Below are 20579 nucleotides of genomic sequence, written 5' to 3'. Positions count from 1 at the left end.
CGGGTGTTTAATGTTCGAGGGCCGGAAGTCCGGGCTCAGTCCCCGACATCCCCGTGCTCGTGACGCTCCCGTAGCGCCACCTTGTCCGTCTTCCCGATATCGGTGAGGGGCAACTCCTCGAGCAGTTCGACCTCATCGGGGATGGCCTGTCGGGGGACACGCCCCTCCAGGTACTCCCGCACGGCCTCGGGCGTGACCGTCGTGCCCGGCTCGGGCTCGACGTAGACCTTCACGCGCTCGCTGCCCGGGCGCTCGGGGTCGGGAACGCCGACCGTTGCCGGGCGTCGGACCCCATCCATCCCGAACAACACGTCGTCGACCTCCTCGGTGTACACCTTCAGGCCGGAGACGTTGATCATGTTCTTCACGCGGTCGACGACGTAGAACCGGCCTCGTTCGTCGACCTTGACCACGTCGCCGGTCGCCACGAACCCGTCCGCGTCGAACGGGTCCGGGTCATCGAGGTAGCCCGCCATCCGCTGGGGGCCGTTCACCAGCAGCTCGGCCTCCCGCTCGTCGGCGACGGCCTCGGAGACGGGGACCGGCTCGCCGCTGTCGGGGTCACGGAGTTCGACCTCGGTGTCCGGAACGGGAACGCCGATGGTCGGCTGGTCGAAGCCGCCGTCGTCGACCGACCGACCCAGGAGCGAAGCCTGGATGCCAGCGACGTTGAAATGCGTGACTGGCGACATCTCGGAGAGGCCGTACCCCTGCGAGATGCCGGCAGCGCGCTCGCTGAACTCGTCTCGCGTCTCGCTGGCCAGCGGCGCCGATCCCGAAAGACCGATGACATCGTGATCCAGTTCTTCGTCCACGAGCTCCATGTACTGGGTCGGCACGCCGAGCATGAGCATCGGCTCGTACTCGGCGACGAGGTCACGCATCGTCCCGCTGTCGCGGGCGTCGGGCACCAGCAGCAGGTCCAGCCCGAGTTCGACGAGGCTGTTCACCGTGGAGTAGCCGTAGGCGTGGTACATCGGCAGTGCGAACACCGCAGCCTCGCTCCCGCGCAGCAGCTGTGGGAGCCGCGACTGTGCGGCCGTCGCCTGGAGCGCGTTCGCCACCAGGTTCCGATGGGTCAGCAGGCAGCCTTTCGGCCGTCCCGTGGTGCCGCCGGTGAACAGCAGCGTGTGGGTGTCGTCGGGAGCGATATCCACCACAGGCGGGTCACGCGGAGCGTCGTCGACGACGTGGGGAAGCCACTCGACACCCGGCTCGGGCTCGTGGCTCGGCGGGTCGGCGGAGTAGTCCTCGATGTCGGTCAGGACGACCGACTCCAGCCCGAGTTCGTCCCGTAGCGAGGTCAGCAGGTCGCGGTGGGCGGCGTCCCCGACGAGGACGTCCGGGTCGCCACGCTCCAGCCGGCCGACGAGGTCCGCGGTGGATTCGAGGAAGTCGTTCGGGATGTGGACCGCACCGAGCCGGGAGACGGCGTTCGTCACCACGACGAACTGGACCGACGTGGGGAGGACGGTGGCGACGCGGTCGCCCTGCCCGACGCCGCGCTCGTGGAGTGCGGTCGCCAGCCGCTCGACATCGGCGAGAACGGACTCGTAGGTGAACCTTGCCCCGTGCTGGACGAGGCCCTGCTCGGGATACTCCGTAGCGGCGGTCTCGAGAAAGCCGTGGACCGGGTGATCAGGGTACGGCTCGAGCGTCTCGTCGATGCCGTACGTCTCGTACTCCCGAAGCCACGGGCGCTCGGGGTCGGTCATGGAGGACACATCGACGGCCTCTCGCTAATCGGTCACCTCTCTCATGGGAGGGGTTTTACCCCGGCGAGGTCGACGGGGTCCCGTCACTCGGCCTCGTCGAACCCCCAGCCGGAGAGCGGGTTCGGCGACGCTGCTGGATAAGGGGGGTATCAGGAGTTACTTTTCCGTTCGGGTGTTCGGTGGCGGTATGTGGCTATTCCTGCCCACAGGAGCATCTGCGGCCGGTCTCCTACAGTACACTGTTCCGATCGCCGGTGTCGAACTGGGACAGTCTGCAGTCACCGCTATCGGCATCGGGCTGATCTTGCTGCTCCTCCTGGGGTCGGGGTTCTTCTCCTCGTCGGAGATCGCGATGTTCTCCCTGCCGGCCCACCAGATCGACGCGATGGTCGATCAGGGCTTGCGCGGCGCACGGGCGGTCAAATCCCTCAAGGAGGACCCCCATCGCCTGCTCGTGACGATCCTCGTGGGGAACAACATGGTCAACATCACGATGTCCTCCATCTCGACGACCATCGTCGGCTTCTACTTCGACGCTGGCACGGCGGTCGTCGTCTCGTCGCTCGGAATCACCTCGATGGTGCTGATATTCGGCGAGAGCGCGCCGAAGTCCTACGCCGTCGAGAACACCGAGGTCCACGCCCGGCGTGTCGCCCGGGGGCTGAAGGTCGTCGAGAAGGTACTGTGGCCCCTCATCACCCTGTTCTACTACCTGACCGGCCTCGTGAACAGGATCACCGGCGGTAACCCGTCGATCGAGTCGACGTACGTCACCCGTGACGAGATCCGGAACATCATCAAGACGGGCGAGCGCGAGGGCGTGCTCGACGAGGAGGAACGCCAGCTCCTCCAGCGCGCCCTCCGGTTCACGGACGCATCTGCCAAGGAGGTGATGACCCCGCGGCTCGACATGGAAGGCATCTCCGGGGACGCGACCGTCCAGGCGGCGGTCGAGCAGTGCATCCAGTCGGGGCACGCCCGCCTGCCGGCCTACGACGGGTCGCTGGACAACATCATCGGCATCTTCGACATCCGCAATCTGGAGGACATCGACTACGACGACGCGACCGACCTCGAGGTGAGCGACGTCGTCACGCCGACGCTCCAGATCCCCGAGTCGAAGAACGTCGACGAACTGCTCACGGAGATGCGCGAGAAGCGACTCCACATGGTCATCGTCATCGACGAGTTCGGCGCGACCGGGGGCCTCATCACGATGGAGGACGTCCTCGAGGAGATCGTCGGCGAGATACTGGTCGGCGACGAGGAACACCCGATCGAGGTCATCGACGAGACGGAGGTGCTGGTCCGTGGGGGAGTCAACATCGACGAGGTCAACGAGGCCCTCGGCATCGACCTGCCCGAAGGCGAGGAGTTCGAGACCATCGCCGGCTTCATCTTCAACCGTGCCGGTCGGCTCGTAGAGCAGGGCGAGACGTTCGACTACGAGAACGTGACGCTACGGGCCGAACAGGTGGAGGACACCCGCATCCAGAAGGTGCGGGTGACTATCGACCGGCCGGTCGACCGAGCCGTCGACGAGCGCACGTCGGTCGAGGAGGGCGACCCCGAGTGACCGCCGGTGACCGAGCAGCCGTCGGTGACCGATCGGTCACCGGTGGAAAACATTAGACGGGCGGCCGACGTATCCCGCCGCACTGAATCATGTACGAGCACATCCTCCTCCCGTTCGACGACAGCGATGGTGCCGCCGAGGTGCTCCACCACGCCGCCGAGATCGCGAACTGGGCCGACGCGACCGTCCGCGTACTGTACGTGGCGGACACGAACCGGGACAGCGTCACCGTCGTCGGGGGACAGACCGTCGACGTCCTCGAACGCGAGGGACGGGATATCGTCGAAGAGGCCGAGAAGACGCTGGAGACCCTCGGTGTCTCGTGCCGAACCGACGTCGTTCAGGGGAACCCTGCCCCCACCATCGCAGAGTACGCCGAGGAGTACGACCAGGACCTGATCGTGATGCCGACCCACGGGCGCGAGGGACTCTCCCGGTACGTCGTCGGGAGCGTCGCCGAGAAGGTCGTCCGGCTCTCCTCGGTGCCCGTCCTCTCCGTCCGGATGCAGGCCGACGAACTGCTCACGTTCCCGTACGAGACCGTCCTCGTCCCGACCGACGGCAGTGACGCCGCGACACACGCCGCCGACCACCTTCTCGCGTTCGCGGCGGCACTCGACGCGACCGTCCACGTGCTCTCGGTCGTCGACGACTCCGCACTGGGGCCGGACGTCCGGTCGGCGATCGCCGGGGAGGAGAGCGAGCAGGCCGCGGGGGAGGCCGTCGAAACCGTTGCCTCGGCCGCCGAGGCGCACGGGCTCACGGATGTCGTCCGGCACGTCGAACACGGGCGACCCGCGGAAGCGATCCTCGACTGTATCGAGACGAACGATGTACATGCCGTCGGGATGGGGACGACGGGACGACGTGGGACGGATCGTATCCTGCTCGGCAGTGTCGCCGAGAAGACCGTCCGCTCCGCCCCGGTCCCCGTCATGACCGTCGCGGAGCCGGAGTGACCCTCGTCCGTCTGCACGGCGTTCACGGGCCTCGTCGATAGCACCCTCGACAGGATATCGTCCCGATTACGAGCACGCGAGAATGACCCCCGACTCGAACCGCTCCCGTACGACTGGCTCTGGACTTCGGTGGATGCACCCTCTGTATCTTGCGGTCGTTCCTAGCAGTTGCTGAGAACCTCAGTAGAGCCCGCCGCTCAGAACACGTCCAGCCCCAGCATCTCCTCCTGCACGCCATCGCCGGCCACGATATCGCAGTCCGCAGTCGGGCGCGAACAGCACAGCAGGACGTAGCCGTCATCGACCTGGCCGGGGTCGAGCGCGGTCGCCTCGCTGTCGTCGACCGTCCCCGCCTCCAGTTCGCCGACACAGGACGTGCACATCCCGTTCCGGCAGGAGTACGGCAGGTCGAGTCCGGCGCGTTCGGCCGCGTCGAGCAGGTACTCGTCGGCATCGACCTCGGTCGTCACGGGCTCGCCGTCGACCCGGAAGGTGACCTCGTGGTCGCCGTCGCGCGCAGCGTCGTTCGCGGCCATCTCAGATGCGCTGGCGCAGTTTGTACAGCTCCAGGGCTTCCAGACGCGGGTCACCGGTGCCGGTCTCGTCGTGGTCGAGGCTGGCGCCGCTGACGCTCTCGTTGAACGAGGTGGAGACACCCTCCTCCTCGAACGTCGAATCCATGATGTACGCGACGTTCTCGCTGACCTCCTCGACGCTCTGGTCGAGTTCCTCGGCCGCGTCCTCGATGGCCGCCTCGACCTCCGCCTCGGAGGCCGTGTACTCCGCGCCGCGGTCCAGCTTCAGGTCCTCGAGCGGGCCCGTCATCGTCCCACCCCACCATCAGCGGCGACACCGCGTTTCTTCTGGTAGACCTCCTGGTACTGCTCGATCTCGGCGTCGAGGTCCATCTCCAGACACTCCAGGTAGCGGTCCTGTACCCGACCGACGACATCGCGGTAGGCGATGTCGAGCCCCAGCGTCTCGTTGTAGAGGCCGTCGATGAGGTTGCCGACCCGGAGGATGAGGTCGTCGTAGCCGATCTCCAGCGGGTCGTCGACGGCGTCGGTGAACATGTAGCCGAAGTCCGCGACCGCGGGGACCGTCTCGTACAGCTCGTCGAGGATGCCCTGCTGGACACCCTGGAACTCGGGCTTGCCGGCCTCCTCCTTCTCGATGAGCTGCGTCAACGCCTCCACGCCGTGGGTGATGTGCCGGCCCTCGTCCGTGCTGATGAACTTGAAGCCGTGGTTCAGCAGCGGCAGGTCGGCGTTCACGGAGAGCTTGTTGATGGCGTAGAAGCCCGCGCGGGCGAGCAGCCCCTCGACGGTCATGTGGTAGACCGTGAGTGCCCGGGCGATGTCGACGGGGTCCTCCGAGTGGGCCGCCCGCGCCGTCAGCATCCCCTGCCGGTCGAAGATCTCGTTGAGTCCGGTCGCCTGCACGACGGGGACGCGGGCGCCACCGCGGTTCGGGTTCAGCTCGGCGTACATGTCCTGGTCGCCCATCACCTCGTGCATGTACGTGTCCACGAACTGGGTGTGCTTGTGTTCGGTCAGCGTGAACATCGTCATGTACATCGCCATCTCCTCGTTGTCGTCGAAGCAGTCCGCGTCCATGATGCGCTGGAGGTGATGGCTGGCGTCCTCACCGACCGCGAACTCCCCGTCGAGGAAGCCCGAGAGGAGGAAGCGGATCTGCTTGCGCTCGTCGTCGTCGAGTTCGGCCCACGTCTCGCGGTCCTGCTCGAAGCCGACCTCGTCGAACAGCTTCTCGACGTTCCACGTCCCGAGTTCGACCCCCTTCTGGAACAGGTCGTACCACTTGCTCGTGGTGTCGATCCGCTCCGCCCGGTAGGTCGGAGTCGCTTGCCGTGCCATACCAGGACTACGGGGCCACGCGCGGTTGGCACTGACTTCTTTCATGAGAGGGCATTCATATGTTGTAGGGCGTTACTACACGGCTAGCTGAATACGGTCAGAACAGGTATCGGGCGGGCGTCTCGCCGGCGGTGTCGCCCATCTCCGCGGCCGCGTCGTCGTACTCGAGCACGGTCGTGACGCTCCCGTCGAACTGCATGTCCCGGGACATCACCGACTCGATGACGTCGGCGCCCTCGATGAGCTCCTTCCAGACCGGGTAGCGCCCGCGTAGCTCGAAGCCCGTCTCGACGCCGTCGGGGTCGGCCAGGAGGTCGATGGCCTGGCACTCGCCGTCCTCGAGCGCGACGTGGACCACGGCAGTGCCGTCGTCGACGTACGCCTCCAGTTGCCCGAGCAGGTCGTCCAGTTCGTCGGGGAAATAGGCGCGGAGGCCGGGCCACACCTCCGCGGGCACGTCGTCGAGCGGCGTCGCGAGCATCGTCCCGACGAACGTGTCGTGCCCCTCGCCGTCGAGCCGCGCGGCGAAGTCGTCGGTCGCACTCGCACGGAGGGCAGCCAGCTCGTCGTCGTCGAGCGTCTCGAGCTCGCCGACCAGCGGGTCCACGAGGTCGTCCGGGAGGTCGCCCACGGTCGTCTCCTCGAGCGGCAGGTTCTGCACGACGAACAGGAAGTCGCCGTCGAAGTCGACGCCCCAGCCCTCGCTGTCCGCGGCGTATCGCTCGTTCGCGTTGAGTTGCTCGCGGTAGCGCTCGAGCCACTGCTCCGAGGGGAACCACTCGGTCATGGGACGGTCCGAGGACCGAGAGCCGCCTAACCCCACCTCCACGGATATGAGGGCGTATATCAGTCACCGCGGCGCGATCTCCCGGAAGACCGTCCGCTCGATGCGGCGGAGGTGCTCGCCGACCGTGGCGGCGGTCCGCCCGAGTTCGTCGGCGATGTCCTGGTGGGTGGCCTCCCGGGGGACCTCGTAGTAGCCCAGGTCCAGCGCCGTCAGGAGTGTCTCCTGCTGGCGCTCGGTGAGCGAGGCGAACACGCGCCGGTCCTCCGGTTCGTACTCGCCGATACCCTCGAGATGGATGGCGACGCTGTCCGGGAGGTCCGCAGCCGCGTTACGGATGGTCTCGTCGCTCCCGATGACGGCGCCGCGCAGCCCCCCGTCCTCGGTGAACGTCAGCGGCATGTCCAGCACGAGTTCGTGCTGCCGGAGCACGCCCATCAGCTCGGTCAGTAGCGGGGATGCCTCGATGTGCGCGTACACCGTGACGGTCGCGCCGGTGGCCGAGAGCTGGTAGTCCAGCACCTCCGGGCTGGTCTCGCCGACCTCGCGGATGCGGTCGATATCGCCCACGAGCTGGTAGAGGACCGCGGCTGTCCCGTCCTCGAGGAGGCTGATGCTCCGCAGAAGTTCGCGAGTCACGTCGGGGTCGTTCGCGAACAGCTCGTCGACCGGATGGAGCCCGCCCTCGTCTGGAAGCAGGACACCCCTGGCGTAGCGCATCGGATGCGTGTCTCCTCGTCCCGGTGCTGGGGCGTCGTGGGGCATGGGCCTCGTCCCTCACAAGGGAGAGTGTTAATACCTCTCATAAACCCCCTCATATCGGTGGACCAAGACCCACCGGGGCTCCCCGCGACCGCCACTGCAGCAGGCCACCGGCCGAGAGAGCCGGGCACCGGCCGCCAGACCAACCATGAGCACCCAACAGGTCCGCGACATCGAGCAGTACTTCCCGACGGAACCGTGGCTGGAGCGCTACCGTGATGCCATCGAGGCCTCCGACGAGTACGCCGAGAAGGGCGCCGGCTGGGGCGTCGACTGGGAGGGAGCGTTCATCTTCCACATCCAGGACATCCCGCTGGCCGAGCGCACCATCGCCGACCTCCCCGAGGAGATTATCGCCGCGCTGGACGCGGAACTCCGGTCGCGCAGCGCCGAGGAGGTCGAGGCCATCATCGACGCCGCCCCCGACGAGGTCCAGGCCGACGTCCGCGCCCGAGACGGCGACATCCACGAGCAGGCGCTGGCCGAACTCCACGAGACGAACCTCGCCGAGGGGCCCGACCGCATCTGGCCGGAGCTCCGCGAGGAGATTCCGGAGGTCCTCCGGGAGCTACTGACCCAGCTCGAGGAGAGCCTCGTCGACAGCGACACCGTCTACGCGTATCTCGACGTGTACGACGGCGGCTGCCGGGAGGTGGACGTCGTCCAGTCGCCGGACGAGCGCGACCACGGCTTCCGCATCATCGGCGCGTACGGGAGCTGGCGGGAGCTCGTCAACGGTGACGGCGACATCGTCAGCATGCTGATGGCCGGCGAGTTCGACGTGGACGGCGACATGCAGAAGATCCTCCAGTACACCGACGGCGCGGTCGCGCTGACGGAGCTCGCCGCCGACCAGGAGACGCGGTTCATCCTCTAGGTCGGCACGGTGAAGAAGGGGCAGTCCTATTCCAGTCGGAAACAGCTGATATATCCATTTCTTCGAACGTTGTAGCATTGTATCCAGAAATTTCGAGTTATAGTGGCCTCGAAGCCGGCGTAGATTTGGATCGGCACAAGAGACAATATAAATCCCCTCACACGGGAGGAGCAATCCCGAACGGGCCGCTCGACCAAGCCGGAGCCACGACGGGGCAGCCGTCCCGTCGAGAACCCATGACAGAGGACCTCATCGAACGAATCGAGGCATCGCTCGACAAGCCACAGGCGGAACTGGAGGAGGAACTGCCCGGGCTGCTCGAGGAGGCCGAGGGGCAGACGGGCGAACTCCTGCGGGAGCACCCCGTCGTGTTCGGTCGCATCGTCGAGCGGATGGAGTCGATGGACATCGCGGCGTTCGTCGAGTCGAACCCGGAGACCGCCGACCAGTTCCAGCAGCTACTGTGGAGCGGCGCCGAAGTCGTCGTCGAGCAGAACGAGTCGGTCCAGCAGAGAATCGCGCAGAACATCACGGTCAACTTCGAGGCCAACGACTGCCCGATGACCGGCCACCTGCGCGTCGACGCCGACGAGCAGGTCGTAACCGGCGGCGCCGGCCACCTAGACGACGCCACGCTGGAGATCACCGGCCCCGCGAACGTGCTCGTGGGGCTGCTGTCCGGTCGCGTCGAGCCCATCCCGGGCTTCATGAGCGGCCAGTACCAGATGGACGGCTCCATCCAGCACGGCACCCAGCTGGCCCCCCTCATCGACGACCTCTCGAGCAGTATCCCCGGCTGAGCCAGCGGGGGTCGTGAGGGGACGGGGAGGCACCCGCAGGACAGGACGCCGACCACGCTCGGCCGTTCGCCGGGCGATATCCGGGCGGTACTCCTTCTCCGAGCCGACCGTATCGACGCCTGGGTCAGAGTGGTACAGGGGGTCGGGCGAGCCGGGGGGAGGTGAAACGGCCGAGGCCAGGGCTTACCGCTCCTCGTCACCGAAGACGCCGAGATCACGAATCTGCTGCCGGTAGCGCCGGACGACGAGCACGAGCGGCGCCGTCTCGCGGTCCGGGACGGCCTCGCCGCTCACGTGTTCGGCCCAGAGCCGGTCGAACCAGCCGAGGATACCCCTGGGCGCGAAGATGACCGTCACGAGCGCGATCGACAGCAGCGGAACCGGCCGGAGGTTGGCGATGCCGGTGTCCAGCACGGGGACCGTCCCGACCGCACTGTCGAGCGCCCCCAGCACGAGCGTCGTGAGCATGAAGAAGACGCCCCCGACGATGCCGCCGACGATAGTGCCCATCCCGCCGAGGACGACGAGGATGATGACACGCACACTGACGAGCACCTCCAGCAGTTGCGAGGGCTGGGCGCCACCGGCGGTCGTGTGGACGAACATGGCGCCGGCCAGTCCGCCGACCGCAGCGCTGAGGGTGAACGCGAAGATCTTGAACTTCGCCGGGTTCAGCCCCGCCGCCGACACCGCGCGTTCGTCCTCGCGGATGGCGGTGAACACCGAGCCCGCAGACGAGCGGGTGACCGCCAGCAGGACCGCGAGGACGACGACGAGCAGTACGAACGAGAGGTAGTACTGACCCATGAGTGCGGCGCGGAAGCCCTCGATCTGGATGAGTGCCTCCGACCCGGAGCCGACGACCGGTGCCGGCGAGGTGGCGAAGCCGTTCTGCCCCTTCAGACCCGCGGGCGCGAGCACGGGTAGGCGCGAACTGAAGAGGACGAACAGCTGGAGCAGGATGATGGGCGCGATGAGCGTGACCAGGGCGAGGTACGGCCCGCGGATGCGCAACGCTGGCACGCCGATGAGCAATCCGCCGACCACCGCCACGAGGACGCCCAGCGGGATCGACAGCGCCGGGGAGATGCCGTGCTGGACGTTCGCCACCGTCGTCGTGTAGCCGCCGAGCCCGAAGAAGAACGCGTGGCCGAGACTGAGCTGGCCGGTGTACCCCGAGACCACGTCCCAGCTCATCGCGAACAGCATCAGGTACAGCAGCCCGATGAGTTCGATGAGGTCCGTCAGCGAGGCTGCCAGTGGGACCGCGGCGAGGCCGGCCAGTCCGACGAGTCCGACGATGCGCTTCGGTGTCGGCGCTACGGCGTCGCGCAGTTCGGCGAGGCTCGGTCGCTTCTCGACGGCGCCGAAATCGAGCGGCGCGTCACCGGACGCGTCCATCGTCGTGTCGGCGCTGGAGTCGCCAGTGCTCATGCTTCCGCCCTCCCGAAGAGACCCTGTGGTCTGACGACGAGCACGGCGATGAGGATGAGCAGCGGGACGACACCGGTCAGGCGGGTGTCGACCACGGAGACGGTGACCGTCTCGATGGTGCCGATGATGTACGCGCCGAGGACGCTTCCACGGATGGAGCCCAGCCCCCCGAGCACGACGATGGCGAAGGAGAGGACCATCGGGTCGAGTCCCATCCGCCAGCCGCCGCTCCGGAAGGAGGTGAGCAACACGCCGGCGAAACCGGCGAACATGCCGGCGAGCAACCAGGTGTACGTGTTGATGCGGGTCGCGTCGATGCCGACGAGCGCGGCGCCGCGGTCGCTCATGCTCGTCGCGAGGATGGCCTTCCCGAGCGTGGTGTAGTTCACCAGCGCGAACAGTGCGAGGATGAGCACCCACGACGAACAGAACACGAACACCATGTTGTTCTGGACGGACTCGCCCAGGATACCGGCCGACCCCGGGAACAGCTGTGGCAGCGTGAGGGTCCCGGTGCCGAAGACGATGCGGACCGCGTGGCGCACGAGGAAACCGATGATGACCGTCGAGAGGATGACCTTCACGGTCTGGTCCTGGATGAAGCGCACGACTCCCAGATAGAGGAGTCCACTCACCGTGCCCGCGGCGAGGATACCGCCGAGCACGGCCAGCGGGAGCGGGAGCCCCAGCACCCGGAAGACCTGCTGGGCCGCGAACGCGCCCACGGTGATGAGCGCGCCGTGTGCGAGGTTGAGGACGCCGCCGACGCCGAAGATGAGCGTGAAGCCCAGCGCCACCAGCGCGTACAGCGCGCTGATGGCCGCGGCGTTCAGCGCGATGTTGAGGACATCGACCATCGTCAGATCCAGTGTGGCTTCTGGTAGTCGGCAGTCTTGACCGGTCCCGGGGCGAAACACTCCATCACGCCAGCGCCCTCGACGCCCTCGCCTTGCTTGCCCTTCTGCCACTGCTGCCACAGCGGGACGCCGATGGGGCTGTCACAGGTGTCTCCCGACATGCAGGTGAACTTCGGCTCGTGGGCGTACTTCGCGTCGGGGCCGGTGAACTCCGCGAACGGGACGATGGTGCTGACGCCCTCGAACCGGCGGCTCTCGACGAAGTTGACGAGCCGGTCCGGGTTCAGGGTCCCCGTCTCGCGGATAGCGGCGGCGAACAGCCGGACCGCGTCGAACGTGATGGGACCGGAGTAGACGGGGTAGCTGTCGAAGTTAGCGTTGTACGCCTTCATCAGCGGCTGGGTGAACTGCGTGTTCTCCGTCTGCGGCGTCACCGAGTTCATCGTGAAGATGTAGCGGGCCTTCCCGCTGAGGTCCTCCCAGAAGCCGGGGAACTGGCTGAAGACGTGGATACCGCCGAACTCGAAGGGGCGCTGCTGGTCGGCCCACTGCTTCGCGGCGGACTGGCCCGTCAGCGCCAGCCCGACGAGCGCCACGTCCACGCCCGCACTCTCGAGGTCGTCGTAGATCGGCGTCCAGTTGGTCTGGCCGCTGGAGGTGACCTTGATGACGGGCGTGTCGATGTGCTTCCCGATGCGGCCCTTCAGGTAGTCGTGGAACGGCTTCAGGTCCGCGATGTCCTCGACGAGCACCCCCACCTTGTTCCAGCCGAGCTGGTCGGCATACAGGTCGATGAACTCGAGCTGGGCCTTCGCCAGCGCGACGGAGTTGAACGGCCCCACCCGGAAGTGGTACTTGTACTTCTCGTACTCCTGCGAGACGAGGCGGGCGGGCTGGGGCGCGGCCGCGCCCGTCGTGAAGTGTGGCACCCCCTGCTGGGCGATGAGGTCCATCAGCCCGTTGATGACCGAGCTGAAGAACACCCCGACCGTGAGGTCGACGTTCTCCTCGGACGTCAGCCGGAGATACTCCTGCTTCGCGGTCGCGGGCGTGGCCTCGGTGTTCCCGACGACGACCTCGATGTCGGCGCCGAGCATGTGCTCGTACTTGTAGTGGTAGTTCTTCGCGAGCGCCGCGCGGTCGATGCTGCCTTCCACGTACTGTTCGAGGAAGTCCGAATCGGCCTCCTGCTCCTGGTCGCGGATGTACTTCGCGGCGAGCTTCGCGGAGTTGGCCATCGACTTCCCGAGCGGGTTCTCCTGGGGTAGCGGACCGAGGACGCCGATCTTGATCGTCTCGCCCTCGAACTTGTTCCGCGGTGGCTTCGTCCCGTTCGAGGTCCCGGGCGATGTCGTGACCCCGCCGCCACCGTCTGAGTCCCCCGAGCAGCCAGCGAACGATGCGACAACGCCGGTTCCCGCGGCCTGGATGAACCGGCGCCGGGCCACCGAGTGCCGTGTGCGTGTCGTGTGCGTGTCGTCCATGGTTCTGTGGATCGGCCGCGTCGCGGCCGCTCTGGCGGAACAGGCGGAGCCACCTCGGTAGGTCTATGCTCTCCCATGCTAGGACATTCATAACCCCCTCGGGAGATGGATTCGGAAATCCGCCCGACACAGACCGAATTCCCATAACAAACCAACTATTCCCCACATTCTCAATTTATTTAGCCCACATGTGATTTTGGGCATGGCGTATCGGACACGTCCGGGGCGGCAGAACGCGGCCGATTTATCAGGCCATCGGAGAATCCGATATAAACTCCCACTCGTATGAGGAGACACCGAGTTGCCGGTGTCTCCGGATAGCCCCGGGCATGCTCCGAAGCCGAGCGCTTGGCGCGTTGCTGTCGCTCGCCGTGGTCCTGACGGCGTTCGCCGGACTGGTCGTCGTGACGGACTTCGTCGGAACCGCGTCGGCCGACCACGACATGATCGGCAACTTCACCATCAACCTCCCGTCGGCGAGCGACCGCCAGCCGGGGACGGACGCGGCGGGGACGGAGGTCCTCGTCACGAGCGACGGGGACATCCACCCGTCGAACGGATTGCGGACGCTGGAGTTCATCCGGGCGTCCTCGCAGGACTTCGACTTCGACGGGTGCAACCAGCTCGACACGCGCGTGTTCGGCCTCGACAAGGGTAACGACGACCCCGGGACCCAGACCGACGTGAACCTGCTCGCCAACGCCGAGCGGGTGGAGTTCAACGAGGACGAGATATTCATCGACATGGTCGACTCGGGCGACGACGCCGTCGCGTTCGAGACCGACGACCAGCTGGTGGCGGTCATCGCGGGCTGCATCGAGAACCCCGACGAGGCGGGCTGGTACCAGATCACCGGCAAGCTCAACGGTACCCGTTCGGGTGGGAGCCCGGCGGGCGTCGCCCAGCAGTCGCACTACTTCGCCATCTGTGACTGCGAGTCCCGCGAGGAGGCTGTCGAGAAGCTGGGGCCGCCGCCCTCGGCGAACGAGGAGCCGACACCGGAGTTCGAGGCGCCCGACGCCGAACAGGTCGGGAACACGACCGTCGACCTGGGGACCCACCGACCGGGGGCGACCACCCGCTACACGACGTACGCCACCGCGGCCGGTTCGACGGTGGCGACCGACTTCGCCGAGGTTGACCGGTTCCTCCTCTACGGGAACGCGTCGGACTTCTCGGCCTGCTCGTCGGCCGCCGTCACGGAGTTCGGCCTCGACCGTCGCAACGACGCAGGCAGTCTCGCCATCGACGAGTCGTACACGGAGCACATCCAGGGGTCGCCGTACACCACGGCGGACGTCTTCGCTGCCGATTTCTGGGACCGCTCGGAGCCCGGCCCCTCGACCACCTTCAACGGTGGCGACCAGGTGGTATTCGAGACGGTCGACTGCGTTCAGAACCCCAGCGAGCCGGGCTGGTACACCGTGAGTGTCGAGGTGCGCGGGGCCGGTGGTGGCCGGGAGCAATCGATGGCACTGGAGTCCCGATACTTCTACGTCTGTGACTGTGACTCCCGCGCCGAGGCCGAACGGAAACTCGGCCCGCCGGGGCAGTCGGGCGAATCGACGCCGACCCCGAACCAGGGGAGTTCGACCCCCACCGCCACGGCCACCCCCGGGAGCGCGACGACGGCCACGGCAACCGCCTCCCCGACGGCGACGCGCACGGCCACCGCGACGCCGACCGCCACGGCCGCTCCCACCTCGTCCGCCACGGCGACCCGGACCGCAACGGCAGCACCGACCGCCACCCGGACGGCCACCTCGCGCCGGACGGCGACGGCCACCCGAAGTGGCGGCACCGCACAGCGGACCGACAGCGGCCAGCTACGGACACCGACCATCGCCGACGGGCCGGGCTTCGGGGCGCTGGCCGCGGTGCTGGCGCTGCTCGGGAGTGCGCTGCTCGTCGTGCGCCGGAACGACCGCGGGTGACGACCCGCCTGCCTCTGCAGCACGAACCCACGGAGAAGCGATGTCAAGCGGTGGAGGAACTGGACGCGGAGCCGCCGGCAGCGAGCGACCTGGCGTCAGGGAACCAGGTCCTCCATCACCTTCGACTCGACCTTCCGGAGGTGCTCGCCGACGGTGCCGTCGGTGCGGTCGAGGGCGGCGGCGATGTCCTTGTAGGTCGCCTCGCGCGAGTCCTCGTAGTAGCCGGCCTCGACAGCGGCCTTCAGGGTCTCCTGCTGCCGCTCGGTCAGTTCGGCGAACAGACGCTCGGCGGTCGGCCGGTAGACACCCGTGCTGGTGAGGTGCAGCGAGAAGGAACTCGGCACCTCGCCGACGGCCCGCCGGATCTCGTCGTACTCGCCGACGACGCTGAGCTTGATGCCGCCGCGGCTGGTGAACTCGAACGGGAAGTCGGGGATGATGCCGTACGTCTTGGGGACCTCCAGCAGCGTTCGGACGTCGTCGGTCGGCTCGAACTGGACGTAGGCGTGGATGCTGTCACGGGTCTGGCTCACCGTGTAGCTGTAGACCTCGTCGGTGTCGTCGACGATGGCCCGCGCCTCGTCGAGGTCGCCCTGGAGCTGGTAGAGCGCGCTGGCGGTCCCATCGGCCAGGAGGTTGATGTTGTGGACGAGTTCCCGCTCCAGGTCGGGGTGCTCGGCGACTCGCTTGTCGGTCGGATGGAGCCCGCCCTCGTCGGGGTCGATGACGAACTCGACGAACCGCATCGGCTGGAGCTCGTCGCGGTCGGTGTCTGTGTCTGTGCCTGCGTCGGTGGCCGTGTGCTGTGTCCTGCTCATGCTGTCCTCCCCGTGATATCGGGTGGGCTAGTGCGTGAACCCCGAATCCACGTACCTGGAGTTGCGAGGAGCTACGATTATCGGTGACTTCTAGCATGGGAGGGGCTTTATTACAGACACTCGCTCTGAACAGGCCAGTTTATAAAATGCCGTCGTGAGCCGGAGCAAGGAGGCAGGGATAGGTCGCCCCGGTACCGGCTGCATCGCCATCGAGAGACACCACGCGAGGCCCGACCGACACGGGGCCGATTTATCAGCCAGGGGGGAACGCAGATAAACACCCACAGATATGACAGCGAACCCTGATTGAGATACCCACGCAGGGGTCGGTAGAGGTACACGACATGACGGACCCAGCGTTCGACGACCTCGATGCGGTCGTATCGGCCAACGACGACCAGTTCAAGCGCGACCTGCCGGACGAGATAGCAGGCCTCGACGACGAGGCAGCCGTCGGTGAACTGCTCCTCGAACACCCCGACACCTACGAGGATCTGAGCCGGAAGATGAGTACGCTGGACGGCGTCGCCGACTACGCCAGCGACGAGACGGAGACGGTCGAACGGTTCCTCACCGTGCTCTGGGCGGGGCAGGAGCTCGTCACGGAACACGTCCCCGAGGTCCGCGAGCAGATCACCGACTCCTTCACCGTCACCTGGGAGTGCGAGGACTCGCCCGTCTCGTTCCACATGGAGACCGACGCGGAGTCGGGCCGTATCACCGGTGGCCTCGGGCCGCATGGCGATGCCGAACTCGTCTTCCGGGGACCGACGGACGTGCTGTTCAGCATGTTGAACGACCCGGATTTCCAGGGCGTCCAGGCGTTCCTGGAGGGGAAGTTCGAGATCGAGGGGCCCATCCAGAAGGCCCAGCAGCTCGATGCCACCATGCAGGTCGCGACCGACCACATGCGCGACCTCGACCCCGAAAGCGCGGCGCTCTGAGTGCCGAACGACACCCGTCTGCCGCCCGGGAGGGTCCCGGACAGACGGGGCAGCGCCACGCTCGGACACGAATCGCGTGATATGGACCGGCCGCCGGAGATGCGCGTCGATGAGTGGGACTGGTCCTGACAGGGACGGCACTGTCGCTACGAGGCGTCCAGGGAACCTCGATGGTCCGGCCCCGGAGCCGCGACAACAGTTGTGTGGTGATGGAGCCGCCGGGCGGTCGAAGCCGCCAGGCAGTGGTCGACAGCCCGGGCGTGACACGGGCGCCCGGGGATGAGGCCGGAACCATCCGGGACCAGCACCCACACTAGTATCGGTCGTCTGCCACTATCCTGCGGCCATTTATCACTCTCGTATGTCACAGCGGGTTGGCAGCCCGGGCCGAGCTGTCACGGCTGCCAGCGACCGCCTTCCGCCAGCTGGTTTATAAAAAGCCACAGAAACGTGGCAGGTCCCTCAGGGTGTTCACTCCCCACGGTTGGGACGAGTTCCTCGGGGCCGCGTAGCCCAACACACGAACGGAGGACACAGTACATGACGCTCTTCCCCACCGAACAGTGGCTCGCCCAGTACGGCCGTCGCCTCGACGAGAGCGACGCGCTCGACGACATCTCGGCCGGCTGGGGCGTCGGCTTCGACGGCGACATCCGCATGGTCATCGACGACGTGCCGCTGGCCGAGACCACGCTCGGGGACCTCCCGCCGGAGGTCCTCGCCGAGCTCCCGGAGGATATCCGCGCTGGCGTCGAGGACGTGACGCTCGCGCAGGCGCCCGAACGGTTCGGCGAGCACATCCGGCCGACCCTCCCGGAGATCGTGCAGGACCTGCTCCGGCAGATCGAGGAGAACATCCACGACGGCGCCATCCACGCCCACATCGGCCTGCGCGAGGGCAGCGTCACCGAGGTCGAGACCCTGACGGATCCAGACGCGCGGGACGCCGGCTTCCTCATCCACGGCACGCTCACCACCTGGCAGGGCATCCTCGACGGCCGCCCGGCGGTCTCGGCGCTCCTGACCAACGACCTGACGGTGCAGGGGAACCAGGTGCGGCTGCTGCGCTACGCCTCGATGCTCGGGCTACTCGGCGAGGTAGCCGCCGAGGTCGAGACCACCCACCTGTTCGCCGAACCCGGGCCGTCGGTCACGCGGGAGGTCGTCGACGCGGCCACGCGGCCGGGGGTCACGGTGGGGCGCTCGGCCGAGCGGCAGGTGACACGGACGCTCCAGGACCTCTCGCCCTTCTAGCGGTCACCCGGCCGCGGGGGAAGCGATATCGCCGACAACGCTCCGCAGTACGCCATACACCGCCGACATCAGGTCCGCTGTGCCAGGGAACCGTTTCGGTCCGTCTCGCGGGACACCTTCCGGAGGTCGTTCACCGTGGCTCCCGAGAGACACCGGCTGCCCGAACTCGGCCGGGGTCAGTCGTCGGCGGGGGCCGGTCCCTCGGCACCCGGTGCGGTCGCCGACGGCTCGCGGACGACTCGCTTGTCGGCGTGGCCGTCACGGGTCCCCTTCACGGTGTAGGAGAACTCGTAGTCGCCGGTGCCGTCGAGGTCCGCGAACACCAGCCGCTCCGTGGACCGTTCGACGACCGCAAGGCCGTTCGATTCGACGGCGTACGGCGTCGTCTGGACGTGCAACGGCTCGTCGGCGTCGGTGACCCACGCGAAGTGCTCCGGGAGGCCGACCGTGGCACGGCCGTCCGCCAGCTCGGCGACGCCCGACGCCTCGGTGTGGGGCGTGCCGGCCTCCACGGTCGTGTAGACCACCTCCCGTTCGCCGTCGTCGGTGTCGACCGACTGGACGAAGTTCTTGGAATCGGCCTGTAGCGTGCCGTTCACCCTGATGTCGCCGTCCGTGAGGAGCGCGTAGTCGGCGTTATCCTCTGCGCTGGCCCGGATCGCCGACCGGCAGCTACCACCTGCAATCGCCTGGATGGCATCGCCGGCATCGCCGGTGTTCTCTGCAGCCACGGCTGCACCCAGACTGTTCCCCGACCACTTGAAACTGCCCGCATAGCTCCCCTCGTTGTTCGAATCGACGTGGAGCTTGTTCCGGTCGGGGAACGAGGACGCACCGATACCGACGCTGCCGTCGCCCCGAACGACCAGACGGGTCCCGGCGTTGTCCTCGAGGCGCCACTCGTCCGACGCCCCATCGTAGTGGTGCCAGAGTCTGGAGACGCCGTCGGTGGCGTAGCCGTAGAACGGCCGCGCTGACCCGCTCGCGGTGTTGAGGTACATCCCACCGAAGTCCCCCGATTTGACCGTTGCATCGACGCCGAAGTACTCCGCGTCGGTGATTCGGTCGGACCGGGCGATTCCGAGGAAGTTGTTGGATGGATTGAGTTCGTCGAACGACGGGCTGAGGCCCGAGGTCGCGAGGGACTGCCAGTTCGACCCATCCCCGATATATACGTTCTCGGTGTCGGTGGCGAGGAACTTCGCGCCCGCCTTCGGGTCGTAGTTCGACCGGTTCGCCTCCTCGTCGCGGATCTCGATGTCGGTGTCGTACTGCTCGAAGTTCTCGTTCAGCGGTTCGTGCCAGTTCTGTGCCCCCTCGTCGGGGACGTTGTAGCCGTGGTTGGGTGTCTCGGGCATTGATCTCGTAATCGTCAGTCGTCGGCGGTCGGACGCTCGGTACTGTCGGACGCAGCGTCCGCTGCCGAGGGCTCACGGACGATCTGCTTGTTTTCTTGACCGTCGCGGGTTCCTTTGACGGTGTAGGCGAATTCGTAGTCCCCCTCGCCGTCGAGGGCCTCGACCACGATGCGATCGGTCGATCGCTCGACGACCTTCAGTCCGGTCGACCCACCGTACGGCGTCGTCTGGACCATCAGTGGGTCCGCCTCGCTGGTCACCCACGCGAAGTGCTCGGGCAGGTCGACCTCGGCCCGGCCGTTCGACAGTTCGGCGACGCCCGACGCCTCGGTGTGTGGCGTCCCCGCCTCGGTGGCGGTGTAGACGACCTCCCGCTCGCCGTCGTCGGTGTCGACCGACTGAACGAAGTTCTTGTTCCCGCTCACGTCGAAGTCACCGTTCACCGAGACCGTATCCGGGCGGATGCGGAGGGTGTGCCCGCTCTCTCCGGCGCCGAGCTGGAGCTGCTGGATGCCGCCTTTCGCCCGGATGTTGCACGCGCCCGCCCCGCCCCCGCCGAGCGCGACGCCCATCACGAGCCGGTAGTCCCCGTTCCCGATGCGGAGGTCACCGTCGTTGCTGTCGAGGTTCCAGTTGTCCTGCCCGTTGACGTCCAATGGCACACCTGGTGAGCTCTTCCCGATACCGACCTTTCCATCACCGGCGATGTCGTGCCCCTCATCGTTCACAGACAGGACGTTGTGCTGATCGCCATCGTCGTCGAACAGCGTCGCGAGGAAGCGGCCTGGACCAGATTGATACCCCATTATCATTTTGAGGTCTCCATCTTCGTTCAGTAGGTCGATCCGACTCACTCCGCTCGAGACTTTGAGTCGGCTCAGTTTCGGGGCCCGGCCGCTGGTCTCCAGGCGGTCCCACGACGACCCAGAACCGATGTAGACCGTTTCGGTGTCGGTCGCGAGGAACTTCGCGCCCGCCTTCGGGTCGTAGTTCGACAGGTTCGCCTCCGTGTCCCGGATCTCGATGTCGGTGTCGTACTGCTCGAAGTTCTCGTTCAGCGGTTCGTGCCAGTTCTGCTCGCCCTCGTCGGGGACGTTGTAGCCGTGGTTGGGTGTCTCGGGCATGGTGGTCACTCCGTGCGTCGCG

Annotated in this window: 19 protein-coding genes; 7 read left to right on the top strand and 12 right to left on the bottom strand. The window is 67.0% G+C overall.

Annotation, left to right across the window (positions count from 1 at the left end; all coding sequences use genetic code 11):
* Nucleotides 1-35: 35 nt before the first annotated feature.
* Nucleotides 36-1715 carry an AMP-binding protein gene (locus NL114_RS10660; RefSeq protein ID WP_254820900.1) on the bottom strand — a complete coding sequence of 560 codons (1680 nt, stop codon included), beginning with the start codon at nucleotides 1713-1715 and terminating at the stop codon, nucleotides 36-38.
* 187 nt (nucleotides 1716-1902) lie between these two features.
* On the opposite strand from NL114_RS10660, the gene NL114_RS10655 reads away from it, so the two are divergent.
* Together NL114_RS10655 and NL114_RS10650 are read left to right on the top strand one after the other, a co-directional pair.
* On the top strand, nucleotides 1903-3291 hold the full coding sequence (locus NL114_RS10655) for a hemolysin family protein (RefSeq protein ID WP_254820899.1): 1389 nt from the start codon (nucleotides 1903-1905) through the stop codon (nucleotides 3289-3291).
* A gap of 89 nt (nucleotides 3292-3380) precedes the next feature.
* Complete coding sequence (locus tag NL114_RS10650; protein ID WP_254820898.1) at nucleotides 3381-4250, top strand: universal stress protein; 870 nt, start codon at nucleotides 3381-3383, stop codon at nucleotides 4248-4250.
* Nucleotides 4251-4447: 197 nt separating this feature from the next.
* On the opposite strand, the gene NL114_RS10645 is transcribed toward NL114_RS10650, so the two are convergent.
* From NL114_RS10645 to NL114_RS10625, 5 genes are all read right to left on the bottom strand, one after another.
* Nucleotides 4448-4786, bottom strand: coding sequence for a 2Fe-2S iron-sulfur cluster-binding protein (locus tag NL114_RS10645; protein ID WP_254820897.1), 339 nt, complete (start codon nucleotides 4784-4786; stop codon nucleotides 4448-4450).
* Between the two features lies 1 nt (nucleotide 4787).
* Nucleotides 4788-5075: a hypothetical protein gene (locus tag NL114_RS10640; RefSeq protein ID WP_254820896.1), complete on the bottom strand. Its 288-nt coding sequence runs from the start codon at nucleotides 5073-5075 to the stop codon at nucleotides 4788-4790.
* Entirely contained in the window at nucleotides 5072-6127 is a 1056-nt protein-coding gene (locus tag NL114_RS10635) for a ribonucleotide-diphosphate reductase subunit beta (protein WP_254820895.1), read from the bottom strand. The genes NL114_RS10640 and NL114_RS10635 overlap by 4 nt, the downstream gene beginning before the upstream one ends.
* 97 nt (nucleotides 6128-6224) lie before the next feature.
* On the bottom strand, nucleotides 6225-6914 hold the full coding sequence (locus tag NL114_RS10630) for a hypothetical protein (protein ID WP_254820894.1): 690 nt from the start codon (nucleotides 6912-6914) through the stop codon (nucleotides 6225-6227).
* A gap of 63 nt (nucleotides 6915-6977) precedes the next feature.
* The gene (locus NL114_RS10625) at nucleotides 6978-7676 is read right to left on the bottom strand and encodes a helix-turn-helix domain-containing protein (RefSeq protein WP_254820893.1); all 699 of its coding nucleotides are present in this window, start codon (nucleotides 7674-7676) and stop codon (nucleotides 6978-6980) included.
* A gap of 145 nt (nucleotides 7677-7821) precedes the next feature.
* On the opposite strand from NL114_RS10625, the gene NL114_RS10620 reads away from it, so the two are divergent.
* Both NL114_RS10620 and NL114_RS10615 read left to right on the top strand, forming a co-directional pair.
* A complete protein-coding gene (locus tag NL114_RS10620; RefSeq protein ID WP_254820892.1) occupies nucleotides 7822-8550 on the top strand; it encodes an SCP2 sterol-binding domain-containing protein in 729 nt (242 codons plus the stop codon).
* A gap of 236 nt (nucleotides 8551-8786) precedes the next feature.
* Nucleotides 8787-9350 (top strand): SCP2 sterol-binding domain-containing protein, encoded by a 564-nt coding sequence (locus NL114_RS10615; RefSeq protein WP_254820891.1) that lies wholly within the window; start codon nucleotides 8787-8789, stop codon nucleotides 9348-9350.
* A 183-nt stretch (nucleotides 9351-9533) separates the two neighbouring features.
* Here NL114_RS10615 and NL114_RS10610 read toward each other — a convergent pair whose 3' ends face one another.
* Genes NL114_RS10610 through NL114_RS10600 form a run of 3 tightly spaced genes read right to left on the bottom strand, consistent with a single transcriptional unit; the run spans nucleotide 9534 to nucleotide 13125 of the window.
* Nucleotides 9534-10784, bottom strand: a complete 1251-nt coding sequence (locus NL114_RS10610) for a branched-chain amino acid ABC transporter permease (RefSeq protein WP_254820890.1) — start codon at nucleotides 10782-10784, stop codon at nucleotides 9534-9536.
* The gene (locus tag NL114_RS10605; RefSeq protein ID WP_254820889.1) at nucleotides 10781-11641 is read right to left on the bottom strand and encodes a branched-chain amino acid ABC transporter permease; all 861 of its coding nucleotides are present in this window, start codon (nucleotides 11639-11641) and stop codon (nucleotides 10781-10783) included. Before NL114_RS10605 ends, NL114_RS10610 begins: the two co-directional genes overlap by 4 nt.
* A gap of 2 nt (nucleotides 11642-11643) precedes the next feature.
* Nucleotides 11644-13125, bottom strand: coding sequence for an ABC transporter substrate-binding protein (locus NL114_RS10600; protein ID WP_254820888.1), 1482 nt, complete (start codon nucleotides 13123-13125; stop codon nucleotides 11644-11646).
* A 329-nt stretch (nucleotides 13126-13454) separates the two neighbouring features.
* Between NL114_RS10600 and NL114_RS10595 the strand changes: the two genes are divergently transcribed.
* Nucleotides 13455-15059 (top strand): PGF-CTERM sorting domain-containing protein, encoded by a 1605-nt coding sequence (locus tag NL114_RS10595; RefSeq protein WP_254820887.1) that lies wholly within the window; start codon nucleotides 13455-13457, stop codon nucleotides 15057-15059.
* Nucleotides 15060-15154: 95 nt separating this feature from the next.
* On the opposite strand, the gene NL114_RS10590 is transcribed toward NL114_RS10595, so the two are convergent.
* Nucleotides 15155-15877, bottom strand: a complete 723-nt coding sequence (locus NL114_RS10590; RefSeq protein ID WP_254820886.1) for a helix-turn-helix domain-containing protein — start codon at nucleotides 15875-15877, stop codon at nucleotides 15155-15157.
* Nucleotides 15878-16221: 344 nt separating this feature from the next.
* On the opposite strand from NL114_RS10590, the gene NL114_RS10585 reads away from it, so the two are divergent.
* Together NL114_RS10585 and NL114_RS10580 are read left to right on the top strand one after the other, a co-directional pair.
* A complete protein-coding gene (locus NL114_RS10585; protein WP_254820885.1) occupies nucleotides 16222-16821 on the top strand; it encodes an SCP2 sterol-binding domain-containing protein in 600 nt (199 codons plus the stop codon).
* 540 nt (nucleotides 16822-17361) lie between these two features.
* Nucleotides 17362-18075 carry a sterol carrier protein gene (locus tag NL114_RS10580; RefSeq protein ID WP_254820884.1) on the top strand — a complete coding sequence of 238 codons (714 nt, stop codon included), beginning with the start codon at nucleotides 17362-17364 and terminating at the stop codon, nucleotides 18073-18075.
* A 176-nt stretch (nucleotides 18076-18251) separates the two neighbouring features.
* Here the strand turns inward: NL114_RS10580 and NL114_RS10575 are convergent, their stop codons facing one another.
* Nucleotides 18252-19433, bottom strand: coding sequence for a hypothetical protein (locus NL114_RS10575; protein WP_254820883.1), 1182 nt, complete (start codon nucleotides 19431-19433; stop codon nucleotides 18252-18254).
* A gap of 14 nt (nucleotides 19434-19447) precedes the next feature.
* Nucleotides 19448-20557 (bottom strand): hypothetical protein, encoded by a 1110-nt coding sequence (locus NL114_RS10570; protein WP_254820882.1) that lies wholly within the window; start codon nucleotides 20555-20557, stop codon nucleotides 19448-19450.
* Nucleotides 20558-20579: the final 22 nt, after the last annotated feature.

This window comes from Haloglomus halophilum (assembly GCF_024298885.1).
Taxonomy (GTDB): domain Archaea; phylum Halobacteriota; class Halobacteria; order Halobacteriales; family Haloarculaceae; genus Haloglomus; species Haloglomus halophilum.
The sequence above is the reverse complement of the archived record's forward strand: the minus strand, read 5'-3'. Positions and strand labels throughout refer to the sequence as shown.

What these genes read in the sequence shown, in the direction of transcription:
- NL114_RS10660 (WP_254820900.1), bottom strand. Translation starts at nt 1,715, where the DNA reads ATGACCGACCCCGAGCGCCCGTGGCTTCGGGAGTACGAGACGTACGGC.
- NL114_RS10655 (WP_254820899.1), top strand. Translation starts at nt 1,903, where the DNA reads ATGTGGCTATTCCTGCCCACAGGAGCATCTGCGGCCGGTCTCCTACAG.
- NL114_RS10650 (WP_254820898.1), top strand. Translation starts at nt 3,381, where the DNA reads ATGTACGAGCACATCCTCCTCCCGTTCGACGACAGCGATGGTGCCGCC.
- NL114_RS10645 (WP_254820897.1), bottom strand. Translation starts at nt 4,786, where the DNA reads ATGGCCGCGAACGACGCTGCGCGCGACGGCGACCACGAGGTCACCTTC.
- NL114_RS10640 (WP_254820896.1), bottom strand. Translation starts at nt 5,075, where the DNA reads ATGACGGGCCCGCTCGAGGACCTGAAGCTGGACCGCGGCGCGGAGTAC.
- NL114_RS10635 (WP_254820895.1), bottom strand. Translation starts at nt 6,127, where the DNA reads ATGGCACGGCAAGCGACTCCGACCTACCGGGCGGAGCGGATCGACACC.
- NL114_RS10630 (WP_254820894.1), bottom strand. Translation starts at nt 6,914, where the DNA reads ATGACCGAGTGGTTCCCCTCGGAGCAGTGGCTCGAGCGCTACCGCGAG.
- NL114_RS10625 (WP_254820893.1), bottom strand. Translation starts at nt 7,676, where the DNA reads ATGCCCCACGACGCCCCAGCACCGGGACGAGGAGACACGCATCCGATG.
- NL114_RS10620 (WP_254820892.1), top strand. Translation starts at nt 7,822, where the DNA reads ATGAGCACCCAACAGGTCCGCGACATCGAGCAGTACTTCCCGACGGAA.
- NL114_RS10615 (WP_254820891.1), top strand. Translation starts at nt 8,787, where the DNA reads ATGACAGAGGACCTCATCGAACGAATCGAGGCATCGCTCGACAAGCCA.
- NL114_RS10610 (WP_254820890.1), bottom strand. Translation starts at nt 10,784, where the DNA reads ATGAGCACTGGCGACTCCAGCGCCGACACGACGATGGACGCGTCCGGT.
- NL114_RS10605 (WP_254820889.1), bottom strand. Translation starts at nt 11,641, where the DNA reads ATGGTCGATGTCCTCAACATCGCGCTGAACGCCGCGGCCATCAGCGCG.
- NL114_RS10600 (WP_254820888.1), bottom strand. Translation starts at nt 13,125, where the DNA reads ATGGACGACACGCACACGACACGCACACGGCACTCGGTGGCCCGGCGC.
- NL114_RS10595 (WP_254820887.1), top strand. Translation starts at nt 13,455, where the DNA reads ATGCTCCGAAGCCGAGCGCTTGGCGCGTTGCTGTCGCTCGCCGTGGTC.
- NL114_RS10590 (WP_254820886.1), bottom strand. Translation starts at nt 15,877, where the DNA reads ATGAGCAGGACACAGCACACGGCCACCGACGCAGGCACAGACACAGAC.
- NL114_RS10585 (WP_254820885.1), top strand. Translation starts at nt 16,222, where the DNA reads ATGACGGACCCAGCGTTCGACGACCTCGATGCGGTCGTATCGGCCAAC.
- NL114_RS10580 (WP_254820884.1), top strand. Translation starts at nt 17,362, where the DNA reads ATGACGCTCTTCCCCACCGAACAGTGGCTCGCCCAGTACGGCCGTCGC.
- NL114_RS10575 (WP_254820883.1), bottom strand. Translation starts at nt 19,433, where the DNA reads ATGCCCGAGACACCCAACCACGGCTACAACGTCCCCGACGAGGGGGCA.
- NL114_RS10570 (WP_254820882.1), bottom strand. Translation starts at nt 20,557, where the DNA reads ATGCCCGAGACACCCAACCACGGCTACAACGTCCCCGACGAGGGCGAG.